This is a genomic window from Ruegeria sp. HKCCD8929 (genome assembly GCF_013031405.1).
GTDB lineage: Bacteria > Pseudomonadota > Alphaproteobacteria > Rhodobacterales > Rhodobacteraceae > Ruegeria.
This window is the reverse complement of sequence record NZ_WPZY01000004.1, coordinates 361,992-382,547: the sequence shown is the minus strand read 5'-3', so window position 1 is coordinate 382,547 and position 20,556 is coordinate 361,992. Positions and strand designations below refer to the sequence as shown.

The following is a 20,556-nucleotide window of genomic DNA, read 5'->3' as shown; positions in this document are numbered from 1 at the left end:
TTAACGCTCCCCAGTGATGATGCGGCGGATATAGGTGTTCAGGATCACCGCGAAGAGCAGGATCACACCCAGGAACACCCGGAACAGCGAGCTTTCGACCCCGGCAAAGAACAGACCTTGCTGCACCACGCCAAAGATCAGCGCGCCCAGCGCCGCCCCGATGACCGAGCCATAGCCGCCGGTCAGCAGCGCACCGCCAATGACCACGGCGATGATCGCCTCGAATTCCTTGAGCAGGCCGCGATCGGCCCCGGCTGAGCCGAACTCCATCACCTGACAGGTGGCGAAAACACAGGCGCAGAAGGCGGTGAACATGAACATCAGGATCTTGACACGGTTGACCGGCACACCCGAGTTGCGGGCCGCTTCGGCGTCGCCACCCGAGGCAAAGATCCAGTTCCCGAACTTGGTGCGGGTCAGCAGGATGTGGCCGAAGATGATCAGCACGATGGCCCAGACGATGAGCATGGGCAGGCCATCAACGACCGGTTTGCCAATGTTAGAGCCGCGTTCGAAGGTGGCGATGATGCCCGCGTCGCCCATCCACTGGAACAGTCCGGTCAGGATCTTGCCGCCGAAGATGGCCGCCAGCCAATCCCCCTCGGCTGCGTCCTTGACTCCGCCGATGATGGTTTTGCGTTCCAGCGTTTGCGGCAGGTAGATGGTGAAGCCCCGCAGGATGAACAAAAAGGCCAGCGTCACGATGAAACTCGGCAACCCGGTGCGGATCACGATAAAGCCGTTCAGCGCACCGATTGCGATGCAAAGGGCGAAGGTGACGATGATGGCAAGCCAGACCGGCCAGCCCATGGTGACCGAGAAGATGGCGATCATCATGCCGCAAAAGCCGATCATCGAGCCCACGGACAGATCGAACTCGCCCGCAATCATCAGCAGACACGCACCGACGGCGATGATCATGAATTGCGCGGAAACTTGGGACCAATTGAGGATACCCTGGCTGTTGAACATGCCTGAGTCCGAGGCGAAAAGCAGAAACAGCACAAAGACGATGGCAGTGCCCATGATCCCACCCAGTTCGGGGCGGATAAGGGCCTCGCGCAGAGGCGAACGTTCCTTGATACGCTCGTCGACAGCTGCGGGTTGATTAGGGGAGTCGGTCATGTCGGGACCTCTCGTTGTCCGGATTTTGGATGGAAAAAGGGCGGCCGATTCCCATTGGCCGCCCGATCCGTTCACGTGTTAGCGGTATTCGCCCGCAAACTTTTCGACCAGGGTCAGCCCGTCAGCGGTGACAAAGCCCGGACCCGAGTTGATGTTGTTGCCCGGCAGCACGCCATAGCGGTGATAGTTGGTCAGGATCACCACCGGCAGATAGGCCTGCAGGAACGGCTGCTGGTCGATGCCCCAGTTGATGGTGCCCGACTTGATCGCCTTGACGATTTCGTCGCCCAGATCGAACGTACCGAAGTAGATCTCACCGGCCAGACCAGCCTCTTCCACCGCCAGAATGGTCGGGTCAGCCGAAACCGGACCCAGGGTCAGGATCGCGTCGGTGTCTGGATTGGCCGACAGATAAGCCAGCACCTTGTTCTTGACTTCCGCCGGGTCGGTGCCGCTGTCCAGCATCGCCGCACCCAGTTCCACGCCCAGGCCGTCGGCAAAGCCCTGGCAGCGCTCGGCCAAGGTCGGCTGTTGGATGGTGTGGTTCACGCACAGGAACGAGGTCACGCCGTCGCCCTTGGCCCGCTGCCCGGCCGCATAACCGGCGTCATATTCCGGCTGACCCACATACATTAGCGCGCCAAGCTCGCGGGCCTGATCCGGGCTGCCGGTGTTCATGATGATTACGTCGACGCCGGAATCCACCGCTGCCTGAATCGGGCCGCTCAGCACGTCGTAGTCGGCCAGAGTGGTGATAATGCCGTTCGGCCCCGAGGCCGTTGCCTGTTCGATGATTCGCGCCATGTCGGCGATGTCACCGGTGGGCGGGTTGCGATACTCGACCTCGACCCCCATCTGCTCGCCCGCCAGCGCGATGCCGTTCTTGATCGTGTTCCACCAGCTGTCGCTGTCCGGCGCATGGCTGACCAGAACGTATTTCTCGCCCTCAGCCGACGCGGTGGTGACGGCCATGAATGGCGCGGCGACAAGCGCCGTGGCAAAGGCCAGTTTCCTTACCAGTGAAGTCATGAGTATCCTCCCAGATTTAACACTATTCTTGATGGCGAAAGTGCGGTTCCAGCCCGCAACCCCAACCTAAGGTAAACACACCTCGGTCATTTTTGCAACCGGTTGCAAAACTGGGCAATCTCATTCCCTGAAACCCTCTCAAGATTTCAGACCCGGGAACTTGGGGTCGGTTGGACGTTTCGCTATCTAGAATCAGCCCACGCGTGGCGGGATAAATAGAATAAACATTCTATTGATAAAAAAATCAACCCTGGAATTCTACGGCCGGGGTTTGCGCTGCGCCCCGACAGCGACCGCCAACGTAATCGCCAGCGACAATGTGGCTGACAAGGCCCGGAACGCACCAAAGTCCACTTCCGATACAGAAAGCGGCAGAACGCCCTCGATCTGCACCGGGCTGATCACCGTGTCGGTGATAGCAACCACCGGGATGCCGCGCGTGGTGCAGTTGCGCGCCAAAGCCACCGTATCCTCGGTATAAGGCGCAAAGGTTATGGCGATCAGCGCATCGCCTGGCCGCACGGCGTGGGCTTGGTTCAGCTTGCCCACCCCGTCATGCAGCATCGCCGGGATCTCCATCTTTTCAAAGGCATAGGTCAGGTATGAGGCTACGGGAAAAGCCCGACGCAGCCCGATCACGTGGAGCATTTGCGCCTGCGCCAGCCGGGCCACCGCTTCGTCCAGAACCCGCGAATCCACTGTATTCGCAAGGTTTTCCAGTGACATCCGCCCGGCATCGACAAACTCGGCCAACAGGGCCGAGGGGCTGCCTGCGCCTCGCTCGCGCAGGTTGGCGAGGCGGCTGGCATAGTCGGGAAAGCCCTTCGCCACCGACTCGCGGAACAGTTTCTGCATCTCGGAGAAGCCGGAAAACCCCATGATCTGGCAGAACCGCATCATGGCCGAAGGCTGCACCTCGGCCCCTGCAGCCAGTTCGGCCACGGTACTCAGCGCGATACGATCGGAGTTGGCCGCCAGATATTCCGCACATTGTTTCAACCGCTTGGGCAGACCATCCGACAGTTCGCGCAGGCGTTGGTGAAATCCTTCGATGCTCTGCGGCGCGGGGCGGTCTTGCATGGGCGGTCCTGTTCGGCCTTGACAGAATGGCTGATGATGACGATAGCCATAATGGAACGAATATTCCATCAGATAATCTCGCCGCGGTTCGCGAGATCAAGGAGCATCGATCATGACCCTTCGCATTGCAATTCTTGGCGCTGGCCGCATCGGTCAGGTCCACGCCAAGGCCGTCTCGTTCAACCGCGACGCCACACTGGTTGCGGTGACCGACGCCTTCCCCGAGGCCGCCGAGCGCCTTGTGGCGACCTATGGCGGTGAGATCCGCAGCATGGACCAGATCGAAACTGCCCAGGATGTGGATGCCGTCATCATCTGCACCCCGACTGACACCCATGCCGATCTGATCGAACGCTTCGCCCGCGCGGGCAAGGCAATCTTCTGCGAAAAGCCGGTGGATCTGGATGTCGCCCGCGTCGAGGCCTGCCTTGCCACCGTGCGCGATACCGGCGCGCATCTAATGGTTGGCTTCAACCGTCGTTTCGATCCGCATTTTGTGGCTCTAAAAAGAGCCATCAAGGCTGGTCAGATCGGTGACGTGGAACAAATCACCATCACCTCGCGCGATCCCGGATTACCACCTCGCGAGTATATCGGCGTGTCAGGCGGCATATTCCGCGACATGACCATCCACGATTTTGACATGGCCCGATTCCTCCTGGGCGAAGAGGTCAAGAATGTTTATGCCACAGCATCGGCGCTGGTTGATCCGTCAATACGCGAGTTGAGTGATTTTGATACCGCGACAGTGGTTCTGAAGACGGAAAGCGGCAAGCAGGTCGTCATTCAGAACTCGCGCCGCGCGACTTATGGTTATGATCAACGGATCGAGGTTCATGGCTCCAAAGGCATGATACACGCCGAAAACCAACGCCCCGTCAGCATTGAGGTCGCGACCGAGGCTGGCTATACCCGCCCGCCCCTGCACGACTTTTTCATGACCCGATACCTTGCGGCGTATGACGTGGAACTCACCGGGTTCATCAATGCTTTGACTCAAAAAGTCCCTATGCCGGTCACAGGTGAAGACGGTCTCAAGGCGCTGAAACTAGCTGAGGCCGCAGTGGAGAGCGTCGCGACCGGTAAGACCGTTTCTGTCTGAAGCCAAGGCCGAGGATCCCCACTGGACGCGAGCTGTCCTGAGATGGGTCTCGCATTAGCCGGCTCCCCACTTGTCCACACGGGTGCGACGGCAGTCGCTTTCATGGTTCGCCCGGCATTATCGTCGCCATTCACGCAAGCGTGATCAGAATGAGCTTTCCATATTTAGTGTATCTATCTACTACTAGGTAGACAACTATAGGAAACACTGCCATGAAGATTTACGATGTTGAAGGATTCCCAAATCCGGCCCGTGTGCGCATTGCGCTGGCTGAAAAAGGGGCAACCAACGAATGCGAGTTCGTTCCGGTGGACGTGATGAACGGCGAGCATCGCTCTGAGACGTTTCGGGCAAAAAATCCGGACGCGAGCGTTCCCTGCCTCGAACTTGAAGATGGAACATACATCTCACAATGCACCGCGATCACCGAGTACATCGATGGTGCCTTCGACGGCCCCTCGCTCTGCGGCGCGAGTGCCAAAGAGCGTGCAGTTGTTCACATGATGAACCGGCGCGCCGAGATTGGTCTGCTTGATGCCGTCGGCGACTATTTCCACCACGCCACGCCCGGGCTGGGGCCAGAACTCGAAACCCATCAAAATGCCGAATGGGGAAACCACCGGAAAAGCATCGCCCAAAGCACGATGTCCTATCTGGACGGTGTTCTGGCCGAGAACGCTTATCTGGGGGGCGACACGTTTTCGATGGCAGACATCACCGCGTATGCCGGCCTCGCCTTTGCCGATTTCGCCAAGGTCGAGGTGCCGTCAAACCTGACCAACCTGATCGCATGGCGCCAGAAAGTTGCTGGCCGACCGAGCGTTTCAGGCGAGCCCAATTGACCATGAAGGAACCAACATCATGGAACTGAACGCAGATTTCAATCAGCGCGTGCTGATTCACACCGACGAAGAACCCTGGCGAGCATCGCCAATGCCCGGTGTAGAACGGCGAATGCTGGACCGCATCGGAGACGAGGTCGCACGCGCAACGACAATCGTTCGTTACGCGCCGGGCAGCAAGTTCTCCGCCCACACTCACTCGGGTGGCGAGGAATTCATAGTGCTCGAAGGGGTGTTTCAGGATGAGCATGGCGATTTTCCCGCCGGCACATATGTCCGCAATCCACCGACGACCAGCCACACGCCCGGGTCCGATCAGGGATGCACGATCTTCGTGAAGCTTTGGCAATTCGGCATGGATGATCGCAATCAGTTCCGGAAAGACATGAACGCGTCCCTGTCCCAGCCCGAAAACGGAGTTGCTACGGCGAATCTGCATCAGGATGAACGCGAAGCTGTCACCTATCGCGCCCTGGATCCCGGTGCGCACCTGACCGTCTCGGATGCGGGCGGCATCGAATTGCTTGTCCTTCAAGGAACAGCGACCGAAAACGGACAAACCCTGCGCAAGGGATCCTGGCTGCGTTTGCCGGACGGTCAATCCCTGTCAACGATTGCAGGCGCTGAAGGCGCGCGCATCTGGATGAAAACCGGCCATCTCAGGTTTGCAAAGCCGCCAAGTGCGGGAATGCAGAGTTCCACGGCCTAACCAACGCATGCGTGGATCTTGAATCTTGAAAGTTGAACAAGCACCCCGATGCGACAGGATCATTCAATTCAAAACGGGCCGCGATTCCGCGGCCCTTCATCTTCATCCTTGATGGGGATGATGGATATGCGTTCGATTTGGCAAGGCGGGTTGCTTTCCTTTGTTCAACCACGCTTATTGAGAGGGTGGTGCAACGGTTGACGCTCCGACCGCTACGGAAGTTGCTGCTGAGGGAATAAGCCGATGGAGAAAGTCGACACGAAGACCGCGTTGATGGACGCTGCCGAACATGAGGTTCGCCAAAAGGGGGCCGATGGCTTCAGCTACAAGGACCTCAGCGAAAAAGTTGGCATTCGCAAGGCAAGCATTCACTATCACTTCCCGAACAAAGCAGACCTTCTGACCGCAATCATGGCACGCTATGCCGAGAAAACGCTGAACGCGGTCGAAGATTTCTCCGCCAGTCATGATCTGGCTGGACCTCAACTGATTGAATTCGTGACCTTGTATCGAAACGCGTTACAGGACTGCTCAGCCCTGTGCCTTTGCGTGGCTTACACCGTTAGTCAGGATGCGCTGGATACAAAGACGACCTCCGAAATAGATCGGTTCCGGTCAAGACTGCTGGACTGGCTGACGCAAGTGTTTGCCGCTGGCAAACGGGATGGCAGCGTAGAAGGCGTTGGCGATCCCGGTTTCGAAGCGGCGGCGGCTCTTGCACTGGTGGAGGGTGCGCAGATCACCGCGCGGATCGGTGGTCAGATTTCACTCTACGATGCGGCCACAAAGATCTTTCGTGACCGCCTAGATTGATTTCAGAACGCATGCATCCACAGACGATTTACCAACCTTATTTACAATTATCACTATCCCAATTTCCGCGCGGCCGTGGCAAACGATGCGTTTTGGCGATCAGCCTACATAGCTGCGCACCAAGGCACCCGCAATGAGCGACCACCCGTCCGCGATCACGAAGAATCCCAGCTTGAAGGGAAGCGCAACCGTTGCGGGTGGAACCATCATCATACCCATCGACATCAGCACCGCCGCGACGACGAGATCGATGATCAGAAACGGAAGAAAGATCAAAAACCCGATCTGAAAGGCGCGGGCAATCTCGGACAGCATGAAGGACGGGATCAAAACCGAGATTGGCGCATCGGGGGACATGCCGACGGCCTCGGCCCCGGGCCGAAGGGCCATCATGGAGTGAAAGGTATCGGCATCCACCCGCGCCGCCATGAACGCCTTGAAGGGAACGATTGCCCGCTCCATTGCAGGTTCCACACCCAGTGTTTCGTCCATCATCGGCTGTATCCCGGTCCGCCACGCCTCGGCAAACACCGGCTCCATTATGAAATAGGTTAGGAACAGCGCCAGGCTGACGATCAGCATGTTGGGCGGAGATTGCTGCAACCCGATGCCCTGCCTGAGGATCGCAAGCACGGTCACGAGAAACGGGAAACAGGTGATCATGATCGCCAGCCCGGGGGCTAGGCTAAGAACCGTGATTAGCAGGATGAGTTGAATGGACCGGGCCGAGATCGACCCGCCGTCGCCCAAGGACAGGGACAGATCTTGCGCCACCGCAAATGAAGGCAGGACGAGCGCCAGAACGAGCGCCGTCGTGAAACCCGCTCGCATCACCCGATGCCGTTCTGCAGATCCGAAATCTCGGTCAGTCGTACCGCCAGTTGCCCGGATTGATCGCCCCCGAGTTCCTCCAACAAACCTCGCGCGACCAACTGGTCGCCCACATATAGATCCACCGGATCCTCGACCCGTTTGTCGAGCGTGAGTACCGCGTTTTCGCCAAGGCTCAGCAGGTCGCGCACCAACGGGCGGGCACGGCCAACCGAGACCGTAACCTCGATGGGCACCGCGTCGAAGGGGGACGATTTGTCAGGGCTGGTTTTTTGAGCATCAGTCATTCAGCGAAATCTCCTTTGCCTGATAGAGAAAGGCATCCATGGCCTCGGTGATCGAGGCCAAAAGGGCATTGCAATCCACATCTCGCTCGGCCGTACCCACCCGCAGGCAGGCTTGCCCCGGGGGCAGAGAGGTTTCCTCGACCAGTTGCACCGGCAGCCCGGATTGCTGATCCAGAAGCGGCTTGAGCTGTGCCCCGGCACCGGCGGGCACGATCAACAGGGCAGGTTGGGCCACCTGCTCCTCGGCCATGGCCGTGAGCTGTTCCACGATATGATGACCGAACCCCTGCTCGATGGTCTGCGGCAGCACGGTTGTCATCAGGCTCTGGAACATCGGTTCCAGCGACTGGGTCATCTGCGTCAGCGCCTCGTGATAGGTAAAGGACAGGTCCTCGAGGTTGCGGGTCAGCGTCGCCTCCAGATGCGCGTGATCCTCGCTCTGGGCATTGACCGCATCCTCCCACCCGGCCGAATACCCCTGTTCAAAGGCCGCCAGCCTTTGCTCCTCCAGCGCGTCCTCGTGCAGCAGGTGCATCATGCCGCTGTTCAGCGGATCAAGGTCAAAATTTTCCAGAAGATGAGCAATCGACATCAGGCCTTCTCCTCGCTCTCTTCCAGCCAGCTGCGCAAGATTTCCACCGTTTCTTCCTGCTTGTCGCCGATCATCGCGCGCAGACGCTGCACGGCATCATCTGAGCTGCTGCAGGCAATCGCGGGAACCCCTGCGGCGGCCGATGACCCATCCGGAATCGCCGCAAACCCATCCTCAGTCTCGATCTCGCCGACCAAAACCGGAGCGCCGTCTCCACCGCCCGAGTTATCCAACCCCGGCGAGGCCAGCCGCGCAGGATTGGACGCCGGGTTGGCCAGAATCGGGCGGATGACGAACAATCCCAGAAACAGCGAGACCACGGCCAGCGTCGCCATCTGGACCAGCGACATTACGTCGATATGTACCTTCTGCCAAAAGGAGGCAGCGGCCAGCGTTCCCTGCGGCTTGACCGCGGGCAGTTCCATGGATTTCAGCGTGATCACGTCGCCGCGGTCGCCGTTGAACCCGACGGCCGAGGCCACCAGTTCCCGCAGCGCGTCGAGCTCGGCATCAGGCAATGGCTCAAAAACCTGCGCGCCGTTTGCATTCGTTCCGCGCGTTCCATTGACCAGAACCGCGACGGTCAGCCGTTTGATCGCCCCGGGTACGCGGAGTATCTCCAGTTCGGTTTCTGAAACCTCGTAATTCACCCGCTCACGCGTCTGGCTGGTGGATGAGTTCGATTCGTCACCGCCCGCGCCGTCACCATCTGGCAGGTTCGAGGCCACCGTCACCTCAGAGGATTGGTTGCGGGAGTTGTCCGATTTCTCTTCGACGTCGGTGCTGATGGCGACCCGCCCGTTGGGGTCAAACCGTCGCTCGCGGATCGATTCGGTTTCGGTGACGGTATCCAGGCTGACCTCAACCACCGCATTGCCCTGCCCGACCCGCGCCTCGACCAGCCGCAGGACGCGTTCCCGGATCTGCTGCGCCCGGTCGTCTGCGGTGCTGGCGGAGGCGGTCGTCTCCTGCGCCCCGATCACCGAACCATTCGAATCGATCACGGCCACGTTCTCGACCGTCAGGCCGCTGACCGCCGAGGCGACCAGAAAGCGGGTCGCGTTGGCCTGCGCGGGCGTGATCTCAGCCCCTGCAGGAATCACCGAGACCGAGGCCGTTGGCTCGACACTGCGCTGGAACGGATTGGTCGAGCCATTGGCGATATGAACCCGGGCCTGACTGACATGCGGGCTGCCGACAATTGTGCGGGCCAACTCGCCCTCTTTGGCACGCCAGTAGGCGGCATGGAACATCTGAGACGTCGTGCCGAACCCGCTCAGCGAATCGAGCAGCTCATAGCCCCGTCCGCCATTGGCGGGCAGCCCCTCGCTGGCCAGGGTCATGCGCAGCTCGTCGCGTTGCGCACCGGGCACGTAGATTGAACCGCCGCGCACCTCATAGGCAACTCCGCGCTGATCGAGCGCGCGCACGACATCGCCCGCCGCCCCATTCTCCAACCCGGCATAGAGCAGAGTCATCGACGGCGCGCCGGCGATTCGCGACATCGCGAGAATGCTGAGAAACACCAGCATCGCGGCCCCGGCGACAATAACCTGTTTGCGCCTGTCCAAACTTGCCCAGACAGTTCTGATCTGCTGCACGTCCACCTCCGTCACGCCGACATTCTGTGCGGCTCGCCCCCTGTTTGCGCGATTGCCCTTAACAATCGGTTAGTTCCTGAGGGGTTATGACTCGGCCAGACAGAACGAGAGGGACGTCATGACCGATGCGACGGCGGACGAGGCCGAACAGAAATCCGGAAAGGCGGGATTGATCCTGGCTGGCGTGCTTGCGTTGGCCGGAGCGGCGGGGGGATATGTCCTGACAACCTCTGGCTTGCTGGGTGGTGCCGACAAGGCCGAAGCGAAGATGGAAAAGCAGGCAGAGACAGTTCCGGAGGTGCTGCCGGAAGTGAGTTTTGTTGATCTCGCGCCGATCATCGTCGCCCTGGATATGGGTGGAGAGCTGCAACACCTGCGGTTTCACGCTCAGCTAGAGGTGCCGAAGAAATACGCCGCGGATGTCGAGTTGCTGCGCCCCCGAATCATCGATGTTCTGAACGGTTATCTGCGGGCGATCGAGGTCTCGGACCTGCGCGATCCGCTCGCCCTGACCCGCCTGCGCGGGCACATGCTGCGCCGCATCAACATTGTCGCGGGCGAGGGGCGGGTGCGTGACGTTCTGGTGATGGAATTCGTGCTGAACTAGGAGAGAGAATTGGAACTTGTCGCGGATATTCTTCTGGTTGCGGGTGCTCTGGGCGCAGGGCTCTACTGTTTTGTCCTGGCGCGGCGCCTGAAGCGGTTCAATGATCTTGAAAAGGGTGTGGGCGGGGCTGTGGCCGTGCTGTCCTCGCAGGTGGACGAGCTCAACAAATCGCTTGCCGCCGCACGGTCGGCATCGGATCAGTCCAGTACCGCCTTGGGCGACCTTACAGGCCGTGCCGAAGCGGTGGCCCAGCGGTTGGAGTTGATGATGGCCTCCATGCACGACGTGGTACCAGAGAAACCCACCGATAATGAACCGGACGATGCGCCAGAGGCCGAGGCCGCCGCTTCACCCGAACAGCCCGCACAGCCGGACAAAGAAACTTCCGCGCCCGCAGGGCTCATGTTCTTTCGCCATGACCGCAAAGCGGACGGGCTCGCGTCGTGAAAGGGTCGTCGGGCAAATCGCGTTCGACTCGCGGCGGTGCGCTGTTGATGATCTCGCTCCTGTTGATCGGCTCGGCCCTGATCCGTTTGGGTCTGGAGGCTGGACCGGCCCTGGCTCGGGAATTGGTTGAGGACCCGCCAAAAAGCAAGATGGCGAAAAACCACGAACAAGCGCCCGGTGCGGAGGATCTGCACCGGCTTTTGCAGATGCTGCGTCAGCGTGAAAGCGACCTGAAACAGCGTGAGGCAGACTATACAGACCGGATGAAGGCGCTTGAGATCGCCAACAAGGCGCTGGAAAACCGGCTGTCCGAACTTCAGCAGGCTGAGGAGTCACTCAAGGCCACGTTGGCGCTGGCCGATGTGGCGGCAGAGAACGACCTCACCCGCCTGACGGATGTCTACCAGAACATGAAGCCAAAAGAGGCGGCCGCTCTGTTCGAAGAAATGGATCCCACCTTCGCGGCAGGTTTCCTCGCAAGGATGCAGCCCGAGGCGGCGGCGGGCGTGATGGCCGGGCTCAGCCCGCAGGCCGCTTACACGATCAGTGTGGTGTTGGCCGGGCGCAATGCCTCGGTGCCCAAGGAATAGAGCAGCAGCCATGTCCGAAATCGTTTTGAGTGGAGTTTCAGCATGATCGGGATCGTCGGGATCGTCGTCATCTTCGCCATGGTGTTCGGCGGCTATCTGGCCGCAGGCGGCAAGATGACGATCATTGTCAAATCGCTGCCGTTCGAAATGATGATGATCGGAGGGGCGGCGATCGGCGCCTTTCTCATCAGCAACGACATGGGCGGCATCAAGCATACGGCCAAGGATATCGCAAAGGTCTTCAAGGGGGCGAAATGGAAGCCCGAGGACTATCGCGATCTGCTCTGCCTGCTGTTCTCACTGATCCGAATCGCGCGGGCGAATCCGGTCGAGGTTGAACAGCATATCGAGGATCCTGCGAACTCTGCCCTGTTCTCGAAATATCCAAAGATTCAGTCTGATCGTGAGGCGGTGGACCTGATCTGCGACACCATGCGCTCGGCTTCGATGAACTATGACGACCCGCATCAAGTGGAAGAAGTTCTTGAAAAGCGGATGGAGGCAAACTTCCATCACGCCATGCATTCCAGCCACGCGTTACAAACCGTCGCAGACGGTCTGCCCGCTCTGGGGATCGTTGCCGCAGTTCTGGGCGTGATTAAGACCATGGGTTCCATTGATCAGCCACCCGAAATTCTCGGCAAGCTGATCGGCGGCGCGTTGGTCGGGACGTTTCTCGGCGTGTTCCTGGCATACGGTCTGGTGGGTCCGTTTGCCGGCAAACTGAAAGCTGTGGTCGAAGAGGACAACCATTTCTACCAGCTCATCAAAGAGGTGCTGGTTGCCAATCTGCACAATCATAACCCGGCCATGTGCATCGAGGTCGGTCGCCAGAACACGCCGACGCACAACCGGCCTGCGTTTGCTGAGCTTGAGGATGCCCTCAAGGAGCTTAAGCAGGACGCCGCATGATATTCCGCCTCGCGCTTGGTCTGATCTTGATGGCGACCTCGACCATCGCCGAGGAACTGTCCGTGCGCTCGGGTGAGCACAAGGACTTTACCCGACTTGTGATCAAGGTGCCTGAGGGAACAAGCTGGACCCTTGACCCGAGTGATAACGGTGCCCGTCTGAATGTCGAACTCCCGGATGTAACTTACGACATAGACTCTGTGTTTGGGCGGTTGTCACAAAACAGACTGCTCTTTCTGGAACAGGAAAAACCGGGAGATGGCCTGGATATAGGCTTCGCCTGCAATTGCGTGGCAAATGGGTTTCTTCATGCAGGCGCGATGATCGTCATCGACATACGAAAGTCAAAAGACAAACCGTCCGCACCGCCGGTTCTACCCTTGGCACGCCCAAAACCGCAGAAGACGTTGCACGCCGCGCATGGGAACTCGCTTCCAATCCCAGAACAAGCTCCGAAAACCGGTAGTCGCGCCCTTCCTAACCCGGCACCCTCGTTAAAGACAGCTCAAACAGGCCAAGAAATCGAAACCCAGTTGTTGACGCAAATCCTCAAGGGAACCGATCAAGAGGTTCTCGATCTTGATCTGGCAGCAGTCGGGCCCCGGCAATCGGGCGCCAGCCTGCAAACGGCACTTGAGCGAACGCTGAACCTCCACAATATTGCCGTGGGGACCGTCGTCGATCGCGACCTGACCGGTGATCCGACTGGCGTATCGCTGTTGGAATCTGAGACCGCTTGTATATCAGACAATGTCCTTGATTTCGCTTCGTGGTCCGATGGAACGAGCTTTTCTGCGCAAATTGCCGATGCGCGATCCAACTTATTCGGTGAGTTTGACCGGCTGGATCGCGGTCAGGCTCTAAGGCTGGCAAAACTCTTCGCCTATTTCGGGTTTGGCGCCGAGGCGGAACAGATCCTTGAGCTTGCTGACCACTCATCTGACGAAAGCTCGATGATCAGGGCGGTTGCCGCCGCCGTGGAAAAACCGACAGCGCTTGCGGAGAACCCTTTTGCCGGACAGCAGAGATGTGGCGGAGACGCAGCCCTGTGGGCGACATTGACCGAAGGCCATGTGGCCGAAGACGCGGATACGAGGGCAATCGAACTCGCATTCCTACGGCTACCGGATCACCTCGCGACGCATCTGGGCCCGGAGTTGGCTCGCTTGCTGACAAAAGCCGGTCAGTTGGAAGCGGCCCGGCGGGTTCTACGGGCTGTGGAACGCGCCGGCGTGAATTCCGAGGCCGCAATGGCTTTGGTCGAGGCCGAATTGGCCAGTGCGGAAGAAAACCCGGATACGGAAGAAAACAAGCTCAAAGATGCGGTTGAAGCGGAACAGGCCACGGCTGAGGCTCCCCTTGCGCTGATCAGGTTGATCGGAAAACGCTGGGAGGAACAGGGTGTTGTCTCGGGCAAAGAGGTGGAGTTGGCGGCCGCGTTTGCATTGGAATACAGGCGATCGGAGCTCGGGGACCGCCTGAAAATGGCGCATGTGCTGGCGATGGCCCTCAACCAGCAATTCGATGAGGCGATGGGTACATTGTTTCGCGTGAGTGACAACCGGCCGCGCAAGATGTGGGGACAGACGCTCGAACGTGTGGCGTTGGCGATGACCGAACGAGCCGACGACATCACCTTTTTACGCCACACGCTCGGTTTAAATTCTGATCTGATCTCCGTGATGCCCGACGACACTATAGACATGATCGCTGGCCGGTTGGTGTCACTCGGGTTTCATGAAACCGCACTGAGCTTGGCTGGTGACCAAGGCGTTAAACGCGAAGCGAGGGCTATGATCCTGGCCCGCGCCGCTCTCGAAACGGGGCGTCCCCATCGTGCAGTGCTGGAAATTGAGGGGTATACGACGCCAGCCGCATCGCTTGTGCGGGCAGACGCGATGTACGCCAGCGGAAATTATGCGGCGGCAGCTGAACATGCCTCACAAATGGGGGACAACGAAACCGCCACCCGGTATCTTTGGCTGGCGGACGCCTGGGACCGTGTTTCAGGTGAAGCAGACACGAAGTACCCGCTGATTGTGGGGTTGAGCCGCAATTTGAGCGCGCAAGCAGCGCATGATACGCTTCCGCCTCTGGCCAAGTCAAAACGCCTGCTGGAAAAGAGTACCCAAACAAGAGAAATGGTCGGCGAACTGATGAGACAGTTTGACTAGCCGGTAGCTAAATTACTGTTGCCCAAGATGCCTGTCTGGAATTCCGAGGGTTGTTGCGGGCTTGGAAAACCGGGTGGTGTCGTCGTAATCGAGCGGTCATGTCGCCTTTGGAACAGACGCGACGGGACACCGAAGTAATCGTTCCTACATGACTGCCGTTACTCCGAAACAACTGCATCGCCGCGCCACAGGGGCGGATCTGGTTACGTCATGAACGACCAGCCGCGCCTTCCTTCCAGCAATGCAATGATCTTCGGACGACCACATGACTGCATCCCGCAAGCTGAGACTTGCCGTCGATATTGGCGGTACTTTCACGGACACCGTTCTGGTTGAGGGCTTGGATCGGATCCTTGCTTCGACAAAAACTCTGACTACTCATGGTAGTCCGGCAGACGGCGCGCTTGAGGGGGTTCAGCGGGTTTTGAGCCAATCCGGTCACCGGCCCCAAGATGTGACCGGCTTCATCCATGGAACGACCCTGGCAACCAACGCGCTGATCGAGCGTCGTGGCGCTCGCGTCGCGACAGTGACCACCGAGGGGTTCCGCGATATCCTCGAAATCGCCTACGAGCGGCGCTATGCGCAGTACGACATCAATCTGGAAAAGCCTGACCTTCTGGTGCCGCGTGAGCGGGCGCTGACAGTGCGCGAAAGGATGTCGGTCGAGGGCGAAGTCCTGATCTCTCTCGACCAGACAGCGATCGACGCGCTGATCACCGAGATCGATTCAAGCGGCGCCGATGCAGTCGCCATCTGCCTGATGCACGCCTACGCGAATCCTGCACACGAGCAGCGGCTGCGGGATGTTCTGGCAGAACGCCGCCCGGACCTGACCGTCTCGATTTCCAGCGAGGTTAGCCCCGAGGCGCGGGAGTTCGACCGGCTCTGCACTACCGTCGCCAATGCCTACATCCAGCCGCTGATGGAAGGGTATCTGACTCGGTTCTCCCAGACCTTTGAGGCCGAGGGGGTGGCCTGCCCGATCCTGATGATGACGGCGGGGGGCGGCATGTGTTCGCTGCGCAGCGCCATGCGGTTTCCGATCCGACTGGTCGAATCAGGACCAGCGGGCGGCGCCATTCTGGCGGCCCGGATCGCGGCGCAGACGGGGCTGGATCAGGTGGTCTCCTTCGACATGGGCGGCACCACGGCCAAGCTGTGCCTGATCGATGATGTCCGCCCGCAGACCGCACGCCAGTTCGAAATCGCGCGCGCCGCGCGGTTCATCAAGGGGTCCGGAATGCCGGTGCGGATTCCGGTGATCGAGATGATCGAGATCGGCGCCGGCGGTGGCTCAATCGCGAGCGTGGACCGGTTAGGCCGCCTGACCATCGGCCCCAAAAGCGCGGGCTCGGAACCCGGCCCGGCCGCGTTTGGCCGGGGTGGGATCGAACCCACGGTGACCGACAGCGACATCGCGCTGGGCTATATCCAGCCCGACAGCTTTGCCGAAGGGCACCTGCGTATCGACCGGGAGGCCGCGCAACAGGCTCTAAAAAGGGAAATCGGAGCCCGGCTTAAAGTTGGCGAAACCGAGGCCGCAGACGGGGTCAGTCGCATTGTGGATGAGAACATGGCCAGTGCTGGGCGCATGCACGCAGTGGAATCCGGCAAGGATCTGGGCGTGCGGACGATGATCGCCTTTGGCGGCAATGGCCCGCTGCACGCGACCCGGGTGGCCCGGTCGGCGGGCGTGTCGCGCATCGTCGTGCCGCCCAACCCCGGGGTCGGCTCGGCGGTCGGGTTCCTGTTCGCTCCGGTGAGTTTCGAGGTGATCCGCAGCCGCTATTCGCTGTTGGACCAGCTTGATCTGGACGGAGTGAACGCGGTGTTCGACCAGATGATCACCGAGGCGCAATCGGTGGTGGCGCAGGGCGCGGCGGGTGCCGACACCGAAACCCGGCGTAGCGCGTTCATGCGCTATCACGGTCAGGGGCATGAGATCGAAATCCCGTTGCGGGACAGACCGCTGACCAAGGGCGATATCGAACCACTGAGAACCGCGTTCGAGGCGGAATACCGCACCCAGTTCTCGCGCCCGGTGCCGGGAATGGAGATCGAGATCCTGAACTGGGCGGTGCGCGTGGCCACCGCCGACCTGCCCGCGCCACCGATCCCGGAGGCTCCTCCGTCCAAGCGGGTCGACCCGGTGGAACGACGTCCGATCAACTGCGATCTGGATGGGCAAACCCGGCAGGCAGGCCTGTTCCCGCGTGACCACTTGACCCCGGGCGATCTGGTGCAGGGCCCGGCGCTGATCACCGAGCCGCAGACCACCACGCTGGTCTCTGCCGATTTCACCGCGCAGGTGGATGCCATTGGCAATCTGGTGCTGACCCGAAACGCGAAAGGAGTTGCCCAATGACCCACCTTTCCCCCGCCCGCCTGCAAGTAATGTGGAACCGCCTGTTGGCGGTGGTCGAGGAGCAGGGCCGGACCCTGATCCGCGCTGCTTTTTCGCCCATCGTACGGGAATGCGGCGACATCTCTGCCGGCATATTCGATGCGCAGGGCCGGATGCTGGCCCAGGCGGTGACCGGCACGCCGGGTCACATCAACACGATGGCCGAGGCCGTCATGCATCTGCGCGAGCGCTTTCCGGTACAGACCATGAAACCGGGCGATATCTACATGACCAACGACCCATGGCTGGCCTCGGGGCATCTGAACGATTTTCTGCTAATGATGCCCACCTTCCGGAATGGCAAGGTGGTGGGCTTCACCTCATGCACCTCGCATCTGGTCGATCTGGGCGGTCTGGGCATGGGCCCCGAGGGCTCGGACATCTATGACGAGGGGTTGCTGATCCCGCCCTGCAAGCTGGTCGATCAGGGAGAGCTGAACGCCCTGCTGATGGACATCGTCCGCGCCAACTCGCGCGAACCCATTGCGAACGAGGGCGACATCTACGCCCTGATCGCCTGCTGCGAGGCCGGGGGGACGCGCCTGACCGACATGATGGACGAGTTCGGACTGGACGATCTGGAGGCGCTCGGCAGCTACATAATCGACACCTCGCGCCGCGGCACGCTCGAGGCCATTGCAGAGGTGCCGCCGGGTGTCTACAGGAATGTGCTGCGGGTGGATGGCCATGAGGAAGAACTGGAGTTGCACGCCACGCTGACCGTGACCGAAACCGGCATGCATGTGGATTTCACCGGCACTTCGGGCTGTTCGAAAAAGGGCATCAACGTGCCGCTGAACTACGCCACCGCCTATACGGTCTTTGCCCTGCGCTGCATCGTCGGGCCAGATATTCCGAACAATGCGGGTTCTCTGGAGCCCTTCACCGTCGACGGCCCGCCCGGCTGCATCCTGAACGCGCAGCGTCCGGTGCCGGTGGCCATGCGCCATACGCTGGGGCAGGTGACGCCGGATCTGGCGCTGGGTTGCCTGCATCAGGCCCTGCCCGACAAGGTCCCGGCCGAGGGTGCGTCCTGTATGTTCGACCTGCCCATGCGCCACGCGCCGGAGGTGGCGGCAAATGGCGGGCGCGAATTTGCCATCGAGCCGGTGCATAACGGCGGCACCGGTGCGCGGCCGCATTCCGACGGGTTGTCGGCCACCGCCTACCCTTCGGGTGTCTATGGCAGCCAGGTCGAGATCACCGAAAGCGTCGCCCCGGTCACCATCTGGAAGCGCGAGCTGCGCCCCGATTCCGGCGGCGCGGGCCAGTATCGCGGCGGGCTGGGGCAGCGGATCGAGATGACCTCGGCCAATAGCGCGCCCTTCATCGTGTTCCTGTCGGTCGAGCGGTTGAAATTCCCGGCGCTGGGCCGCATGGGCGGTCAGCCTGGCGTGCCGGGCCGCATCCGGTTCCGAGGCGCGGATACCGATATCCCCGGCAAAGGAGAACTACGGGTCCAAGGCGATGACTATTTGATCTTTGAAACGCCGGGAGGCGGCGGCTTCGGCGACCCGGCGGATCGTGACCCGGAAGCACTGGCGCTGGATCTCAAACGCGGGTTGGTCACTCCAGCGGGCGCCAAATCCTACGGGGGCACATCATGATCCGGCCCGTTCCCCACGTCGCGGCCATGGCGCCGTATGCGCTGGCCGATCTGGGCGGGCCCGGCACGGTCTCAATGGCCCAGCACGAAAGCGCCTTTCCCGCCAGCCCTGCCGCCATCGCGGCGGGGCAGCAGGCGATGGCCGGATTACCGCTCTATCCCGACCCGGGCTGGACCGATCTGCGCGCGGCAATTGCCGAGGTGCATGGGCTCGATCCTGCGCGTATCCTTTGCGGAGCGGGGTCGATGGAACTGATCGGCTGCCTGATCCGCGCCTATGCCGGGCCGGGCGACCGGGTGTTGGGCACGGAATACGGCTATGCCTTCGTGGCGACGGCCTCAGCCCAGGTGCAAGCGGATTACGTGAAGGCGCACGAGGTGGGCCTGACCATCTCGGTTGATAACATCCTCACCACCGTGACGCCTGAAACCCGGATCGTCTTTGTCTGCAACCCCGGCAACCCGACCGGCACTCTGGTCTCGAATGCCGAGATCATCCGGCTGCGCCACGCCCTGCCCACGGACGTGATGCTGGTGGTGGACCAAGCCTATGCCGAGTTTTCTGATGCGCTCCACGATCCCGCCGAAATCTTCGCGCTTACGGATCGCAGAGACACCGTAGTCCTGCGCACCCTGTCCAAGGCTTATGGGCTGGCCGGAGCGCGTGTCGGTTGGGGGTACTTCCCTCTTGAGATCACCACCCAACTGCGCAAGCTGCTGAACCCAAACAACATCTCGATCCCGTCTCAGGCGGCAGCAACGGCAGCGATGCGGGACCAGGCCTATATGCACGACGTGGTCGCCAAAACCGCCGAACTCCGCGACCGGTTCGCCGAGGGGTGCCGCGCACTGGGCCTGACGGCACCGCAATCCCACACCAATTTCGTCCTGCTCCGCTTCGCCTCCACTGAACAGGCACAACTGGCCGACGCGTCCCTGCGCGCGGCGGGTCTGCTGATGCGCGGAATGGGTGGATATGGCCTGCCCGATTGCCTACGCGCCACCATCTGCGCGCCTGATATCATGGCCCGGGCCCGCGACGTGCTGAAAGGAGTGCTGTCATGACCGCCCCCAGAACCCTCGCCAAGATCGGCGTGCTGGTCCCCTTCACCAACACCAATCTGGAACCGGATCTGGAATTGATGCGCCCGCCCGGCACCACCCTGCACTTCCAGCGCCTCGGCGGCTACCACGTGGATGAAATCCCCGGTGTCGATCAGATGGCGGGGCTGGGCGCGTCCGATATCGCCCATGACCTGCGCATGATCTCGGGTGTTAGGCCCTCGGCGGTGCTCTATGGTTGCACGTCGGCTACGCTGACCCACGGCCCCTCCTTCGATGCCGATCTGGCCGCCCGGATCAAGACGGGCTCCGGCGCGCTTTCGCTTACTGCAGCTGGTTCACTGATCGCTGCAATCAAGGCCATTGGCGCCACAAAGGTCGGCTTTTCCTCGCCCTATGTCGGCGAGATCAATGATCAGGCCATAGCCTTCCTGGCCGAAAACGGGATCGAGACCGCCAACCGCGCAGATATCGGCCGCGAGCTTGGCAATTACGGGCAGGGAGAGCTGACCCCGGACGAGGTCTTCGACCTCTCCTGCCGGGCCGACCACCCGCAGGCACAGGCTATTGTCCTCAGTTGCACCGACATGCGCTCGGTCGAAGCCATCGACCGGATCGAAGCCACGCTGGGCAAACCGGTGATCACCTCCAACCAGGCGATGATGTTCTGCCTAATGCGTGCGCTGGACCTGCCGCACCACGATGGGCTACCCGGACACCTGTTCGACCGCCTGTAAAAC

At 60.8% G+C, this 20,556-nt stretch carries 20 protein-coding genes; 13 read left to right on the top strand and 7 right to left on the bottom strand.

Going from position 1 to position 20,556, the window contains the following annotated elements:
• The 3 genes from GOX53_RS08950 to GOX53_RS08940 form a co-directional block, all read right to left on the bottom strand.
• Nucleotides 1-1,125: an ABC transporter permease gene (locus tag GOX53_RS08950; RefSeq protein WP_171175466.1), complete on the bottom strand. Its 1,125-nt coding sequence runs from the start codon at nt 1,123-1,125 to the stop codon at nt 1-3.
• A 78-nt stretch (nt 1,126-1,203) separates the two neighbouring features.
• Entirely contained in the window at nt 1,204-2,154 is a 951-nt protein-coding gene (locus tag GOX53_RS08945; RefSeq protein WP_171175464.1) for a sugar ABC transporter substrate-binding protein, read from the bottom strand.
• Between the two features lie 258 nt (nt 2,155-2,412).
• On the bottom strand, nt 2,413-3,234 hold the full coding sequence (locus tag GOX53_RS08940; RefSeq protein ID WP_171175462.1) for a MurR/RpiR family transcriptional regulator: 822 nt from the start codon (nt 3,232-3,234) through the stop codon (nt 2,413-2,415).
• Between the two features lie 112 nt (nt 3,235-3,346).
• On the opposite strand from GOX53_RS08940, the gene iolG reads away from it, so the two are divergent.
• The 4 genes from iolG to GOX53_RS08920 all read left to right on the top strand — a co-directional run bounded on the left by iolG (nt 3,347) and on the right by GOX53_RS08920 (nt 6,700).
• Nucleotides 3,347-4,336, top strand: coding sequence for an inositol 2-dehydrogenase (gene iolG / locus GOX53_RS08935; RefSeq protein WP_171175461.1), 990 nt, complete (start codon nt 3,347-3,349; stop codon nt 4,334-4,336).
• A gap of 212 nt (nt 4,337-4,548) precedes the next feature.
• Entirely contained in the window at nt 4,549-5,178 is a 630-nt protein-coding gene (locus tag GOX53_RS08930; protein ID WP_171175459.1) for a glutathione S-transferase, read from the top strand.
• A 19-nt stretch (nt 5,179-5,197) separates the two neighbouring features.
• Nucleotides 5,198-5,887: a cupin domain-containing protein gene (locus GOX53_RS08925; RefSeq protein WP_171175457.1), complete on the top strand. Its 690-nt coding sequence runs from the start codon at nt 5,198-5,200 to the stop codon at nt 5,885-5,887.
• 243 nt (nt 5,888-6,130) lie between these two features.
• Nucleotides 6,131-6,700: a TetR/AcrR family transcriptional regulator gene (locus GOX53_RS08920; RefSeq protein ID WP_171175456.1), complete on the top strand. Its 570-nt coding sequence runs from the start codon at nt 6,131-6,133 to the stop codon at nt 6,698-6,700.
• Nucleotides 6,701-6,799: 99 nt separating this feature from the next.
• Here the strand turns inward: GOX53_RS08920 and fliP are convergent, their stop codons facing one another.
• Genes fliP through fliF form a run of 4 tightly spaced genes read right to left on the bottom strand, consistent with a single transcriptional unit; the run spans nt 6,800 to nt 10,011 of the window.
• Nucleotides 6,800-7,531 carry a flagellar type III secretion system pore protein FliP gene (fliP, locus tag GOX53_RS08915; protein ID WP_171175455.1) on the bottom strand — a complete coding sequence of 244 codons (732 nt, stop codon included), beginning with the start codon at nt 7,529-7,531 and terminating at the stop codon, nt 6,800-6,802.
• Nucleotides 7,531-7,818 (bottom strand): FliM/FliN family flagellar motor C-terminal domain-containing protein, encoded by a 288-nt coding sequence (locus GOX53_RS08910; RefSeq protein ID WP_171175454.1) that lies wholly within the window; start codon nt 7,816-7,818, stop codon nt 7,531-7,533. The genes fliP and GOX53_RS08910 overlap by 1 nt, the downstream gene beginning before the upstream one ends.
• Nucleotides 7,811-8,410: an ABC transporter ATP-binding protein gene (locus tag GOX53_RS08905; protein WP_171175453.1), complete on the bottom strand. Its 600-nt coding sequence runs from the start codon at nt 8,408-8,410 to the stop codon at nt 7,811-7,813. Before GOX53_RS08905 ends, GOX53_RS08910 begins: the two co-directional genes overlap by 8 nt.
• Entirely contained in the window at nt 8,410-10,011 is a 1,602-nt protein-coding gene (fliF, locus tag GOX53_RS08900; protein WP_171175452.1) for a flagellar basal-body MS-ring/collar protein FliF, read from the bottom strand. Before fliF ends, GOX53_RS08905 begins: the two co-directional genes overlap by 1 nt.
• A 118-nt stretch (nt 10,012-10,129) precedes the next feature.
• Between fliF and fliL the strand changes: the two genes are divergently transcribed.
• The 9 genes from fliL (at nt 10,130) to GOX53_RS08855 (ending at nt 20,553) form a co-directional block, all read left to right on the top strand.
• A complete protein-coding gene (fliL, locus tag GOX53_RS08895; RefSeq protein WP_171175451.1) occupies nt 10,130-10,618 on the top strand; it encodes a flagellar basal body-associated protein FliL in 489 nt (162 codons plus the stop codon).
• 9 nt (nt 10,619-10,627) lie between these two features.
• Nucleotides 10,628-11,065 carry a DUF6468 domain-containing protein gene (locus GOX53_RS08890; RefSeq protein ID WP_171175450.1) on the top strand — a complete coding sequence of 146 codons (438 nt, stop codon included), beginning with the start codon at nt 10,628-10,630 and terminating at the stop codon, nt 11,063-11,065.
• Nucleotides 11,066-11,112: 47 nt separating this feature from the next.
• Nucleotides 11,113-11,655 (top strand): MotE family protein, encoded by a 543-nt coding sequence (locus GOX53_RS08885; protein WP_171175448.1) that lies wholly within the window; start codon nt 11,113-11,115, stop codon nt 11,653-11,655.
• 42 nt (nt 11,656-11,697) lie between these two features.
• A complete protein-coding gene (gene motA / locus GOX53_RS08880; RefSeq protein WP_171175446.1) occupies nt 11,698-12,567 on the top strand; it encodes a flagellar motor stator protein MotA in 870 nt (289 codons plus the stop codon).
• Nucleotides 12,564-14,741: a hypothetical protein gene (locus tag GOX53_RS08875; protein ID WP_171175444.1), complete on the top strand. Its 2,178-nt coding sequence runs from the start codon at nt 12,564-12,566 to the stop codon at nt 14,739-14,741. The genes motA and GOX53_RS08875 overlap by 4 nt, the downstream gene beginning before the upstream one ends.
• Nucleotides 14,742-15,006: 265 nt before the next feature.
• Nucleotides 15,007-17,109, top strand: a complete 2,103-nt coding sequence (locus tag GOX53_RS08870) for a hydantoinase/oxoprolinase family protein (RefSeq protein WP_171175442.1) — start codon at nt 15,007-15,009, stop codon at nt 17,107-17,109.
• Nucleotides 17,106-18,755 (top strand): hydantoinase B/oxoprolinase family protein, encoded by a 1,650-nt coding sequence (locus tag GOX53_RS08865; protein ID WP_171175440.1) that lies wholly within the window; start codon nt 17,106-17,108, stop codon nt 18,753-18,755. Before GOX53_RS08870 ends, GOX53_RS08865 begins: the two co-directional genes overlap by 4 nt.
• Complete coding sequence (locus tag GOX53_RS08860; RefSeq protein ID WP_171175438.1) at nt 18,752-19,819, top strand: histidinol-phosphate transaminase; 1,068 nt, start codon at nt 18,752-18,754, stop codon at nt 19,817-19,819. The genes GOX53_RS08865 and GOX53_RS08860 overlap by 4 nt, the downstream gene beginning before the upstream one ends.
• Nucleotides 19,816-20,553: an Asp/Glu racemase gene (locus GOX53_RS08855; protein WP_254446510.1), complete on the top strand. Its 738-nt coding sequence runs from the start codon at nt 19,816-19,818 to the stop codon at nt 20,551-20,553. The genes GOX53_RS08860 and GOX53_RS08855 overlap by 4 nt, the downstream gene beginning before the upstream one ends.
• The last annotated feature ends 3 nt before the right edge of the window (nt 20,554-20,556 follow it).

What these genes read in the sequence shown, in the direction of transcription:
- GOX53_RS08930 (WP_171175459.1), top strand. Translation starts at nt 4,549, where the DNA reads ATGAAGATTTACGATGTTGAAGGATTCCCAAATCCGGCCCGTGTGCGC.
- GOX53_RS08855 (WP_254446510.1), top strand. Translation starts at nt 19,816, where the DNA reads ATGACCGCCCCCAGAACCCTCGCCAAGATCGGCGTGCTGGTCCCCTTC.
- GOX53_RS08940 (WP_171175462.1), bottom strand. Translation starts at nt 3,234, where the DNA reads ATGCAAGACCGCCCCGCGCCGCAGAGCATCGAAGGATTTCACCAACGC.
- GOX53_RS08870 (WP_171175442.1), top strand. Translation starts at nt 15,007, where the DNA reads ATGACTGCATCCCGCAAGCTGAGACTTGCCGTCGATATTGGCGGTACT.
- motA (WP_171175446.1), top strand. Translation starts at nt 11,698, where the DNA reads ATGATCGGGATCGTCGGGATCGTCGTCATCTTCGCCATGGTGTTCGGC.
- GOX53_RS08865 (WP_171175440.1), top strand. Translation starts at nt 17,106, where the DNA reads ATGACCCACCTTTCCCCCGCCCGCCTGCAAGTAATGTGGAACCGCCTG.
- fliL (WP_171175451.1), top strand. Translation starts at nt 10,130, where the DNA reads ATGACCGATGCGACGGCGGACGAGGCCGAACAGAAATCCGGAAAGGCG.
- GOX53_RS08950 (WP_171175466.1), bottom strand. Translation starts at nt 1,125, where the DNA reads ATGACCGACTCCCCTAATCAACCCGCAGCTGTCGACGAGCGTATCAAG.
- GOX53_RS08875 (WP_171175444.1), top strand. Translation starts at nt 12,564, where the DNA reads ATGATATTCCGCCTCGCGCTTGGTCTGATCTTGATGGCGACCTCGACC.
- GOX53_RS08925 (WP_171175457.1), top strand. Translation starts at nt 5,198, where the DNA reads ATGGAACTGAACGCAGATTTCAATCAGCGCGTGCTGATTCACACCGAC.
- GOX53_RS08920 (WP_171175456.1), top strand. Translation starts at nt 6,131, where the DNA reads ATGGAGAAAGTCGACACGAAGACCGCGTTGATGGACGCTGCCGAACAT.
- GOX53_RS08910 (WP_171175454.1), bottom strand. Translation starts at nt 7,818, where the DNA reads ATGACTGATGCTCAAAAAACCAGCCCTGACAAATCGTCCCCCTTCGAC.
- GOX53_RS08885 (WP_171175448.1), top strand. Translation starts at nt 11,113, where the DNA reads ATGATCTCGCTCCTGTTGATCGGCTCGGCCCTGATCCGTTTGGGTCTG.
- iolG (WP_171175461.1), top strand. Translation starts at nt 3,347, where the DNA reads ATGACCCTTCGCATTGCAATTCTTGGCGCTGGCCGCATCGGTCAGGTC.
- fliP (WP_171175455.1), bottom strand. Translation starts at nt 7,531, where the DNA reads ATGCGAGCGGGTTTCACGACGGCGCTCGTTCTGGCGCTCGTCCTGCCT.
- GOX53_RS08905 (WP_171175453.1), bottom strand. Translation starts at nt 8,410, where the DNA reads ATGTCGATTGCTCATCTTCTGGAAAATTTTGACCTTGATCCGCTGAAC.
- GOX53_RS08860 (WP_171175438.1), top strand. Translation starts at nt 18,752, where the DNA reads ATGATCCGGCCCGTTCCCCACGTCGCGGCCATGGCGCCGTATGCGCTG.
- GOX53_RS08945 (WP_171175464.1), bottom strand. Translation starts at nt 2,154, where the DNA reads ATGACTTCACTGGTAAGGAAACTGGCCTTTGCCACGGCGCTTGTCGCC.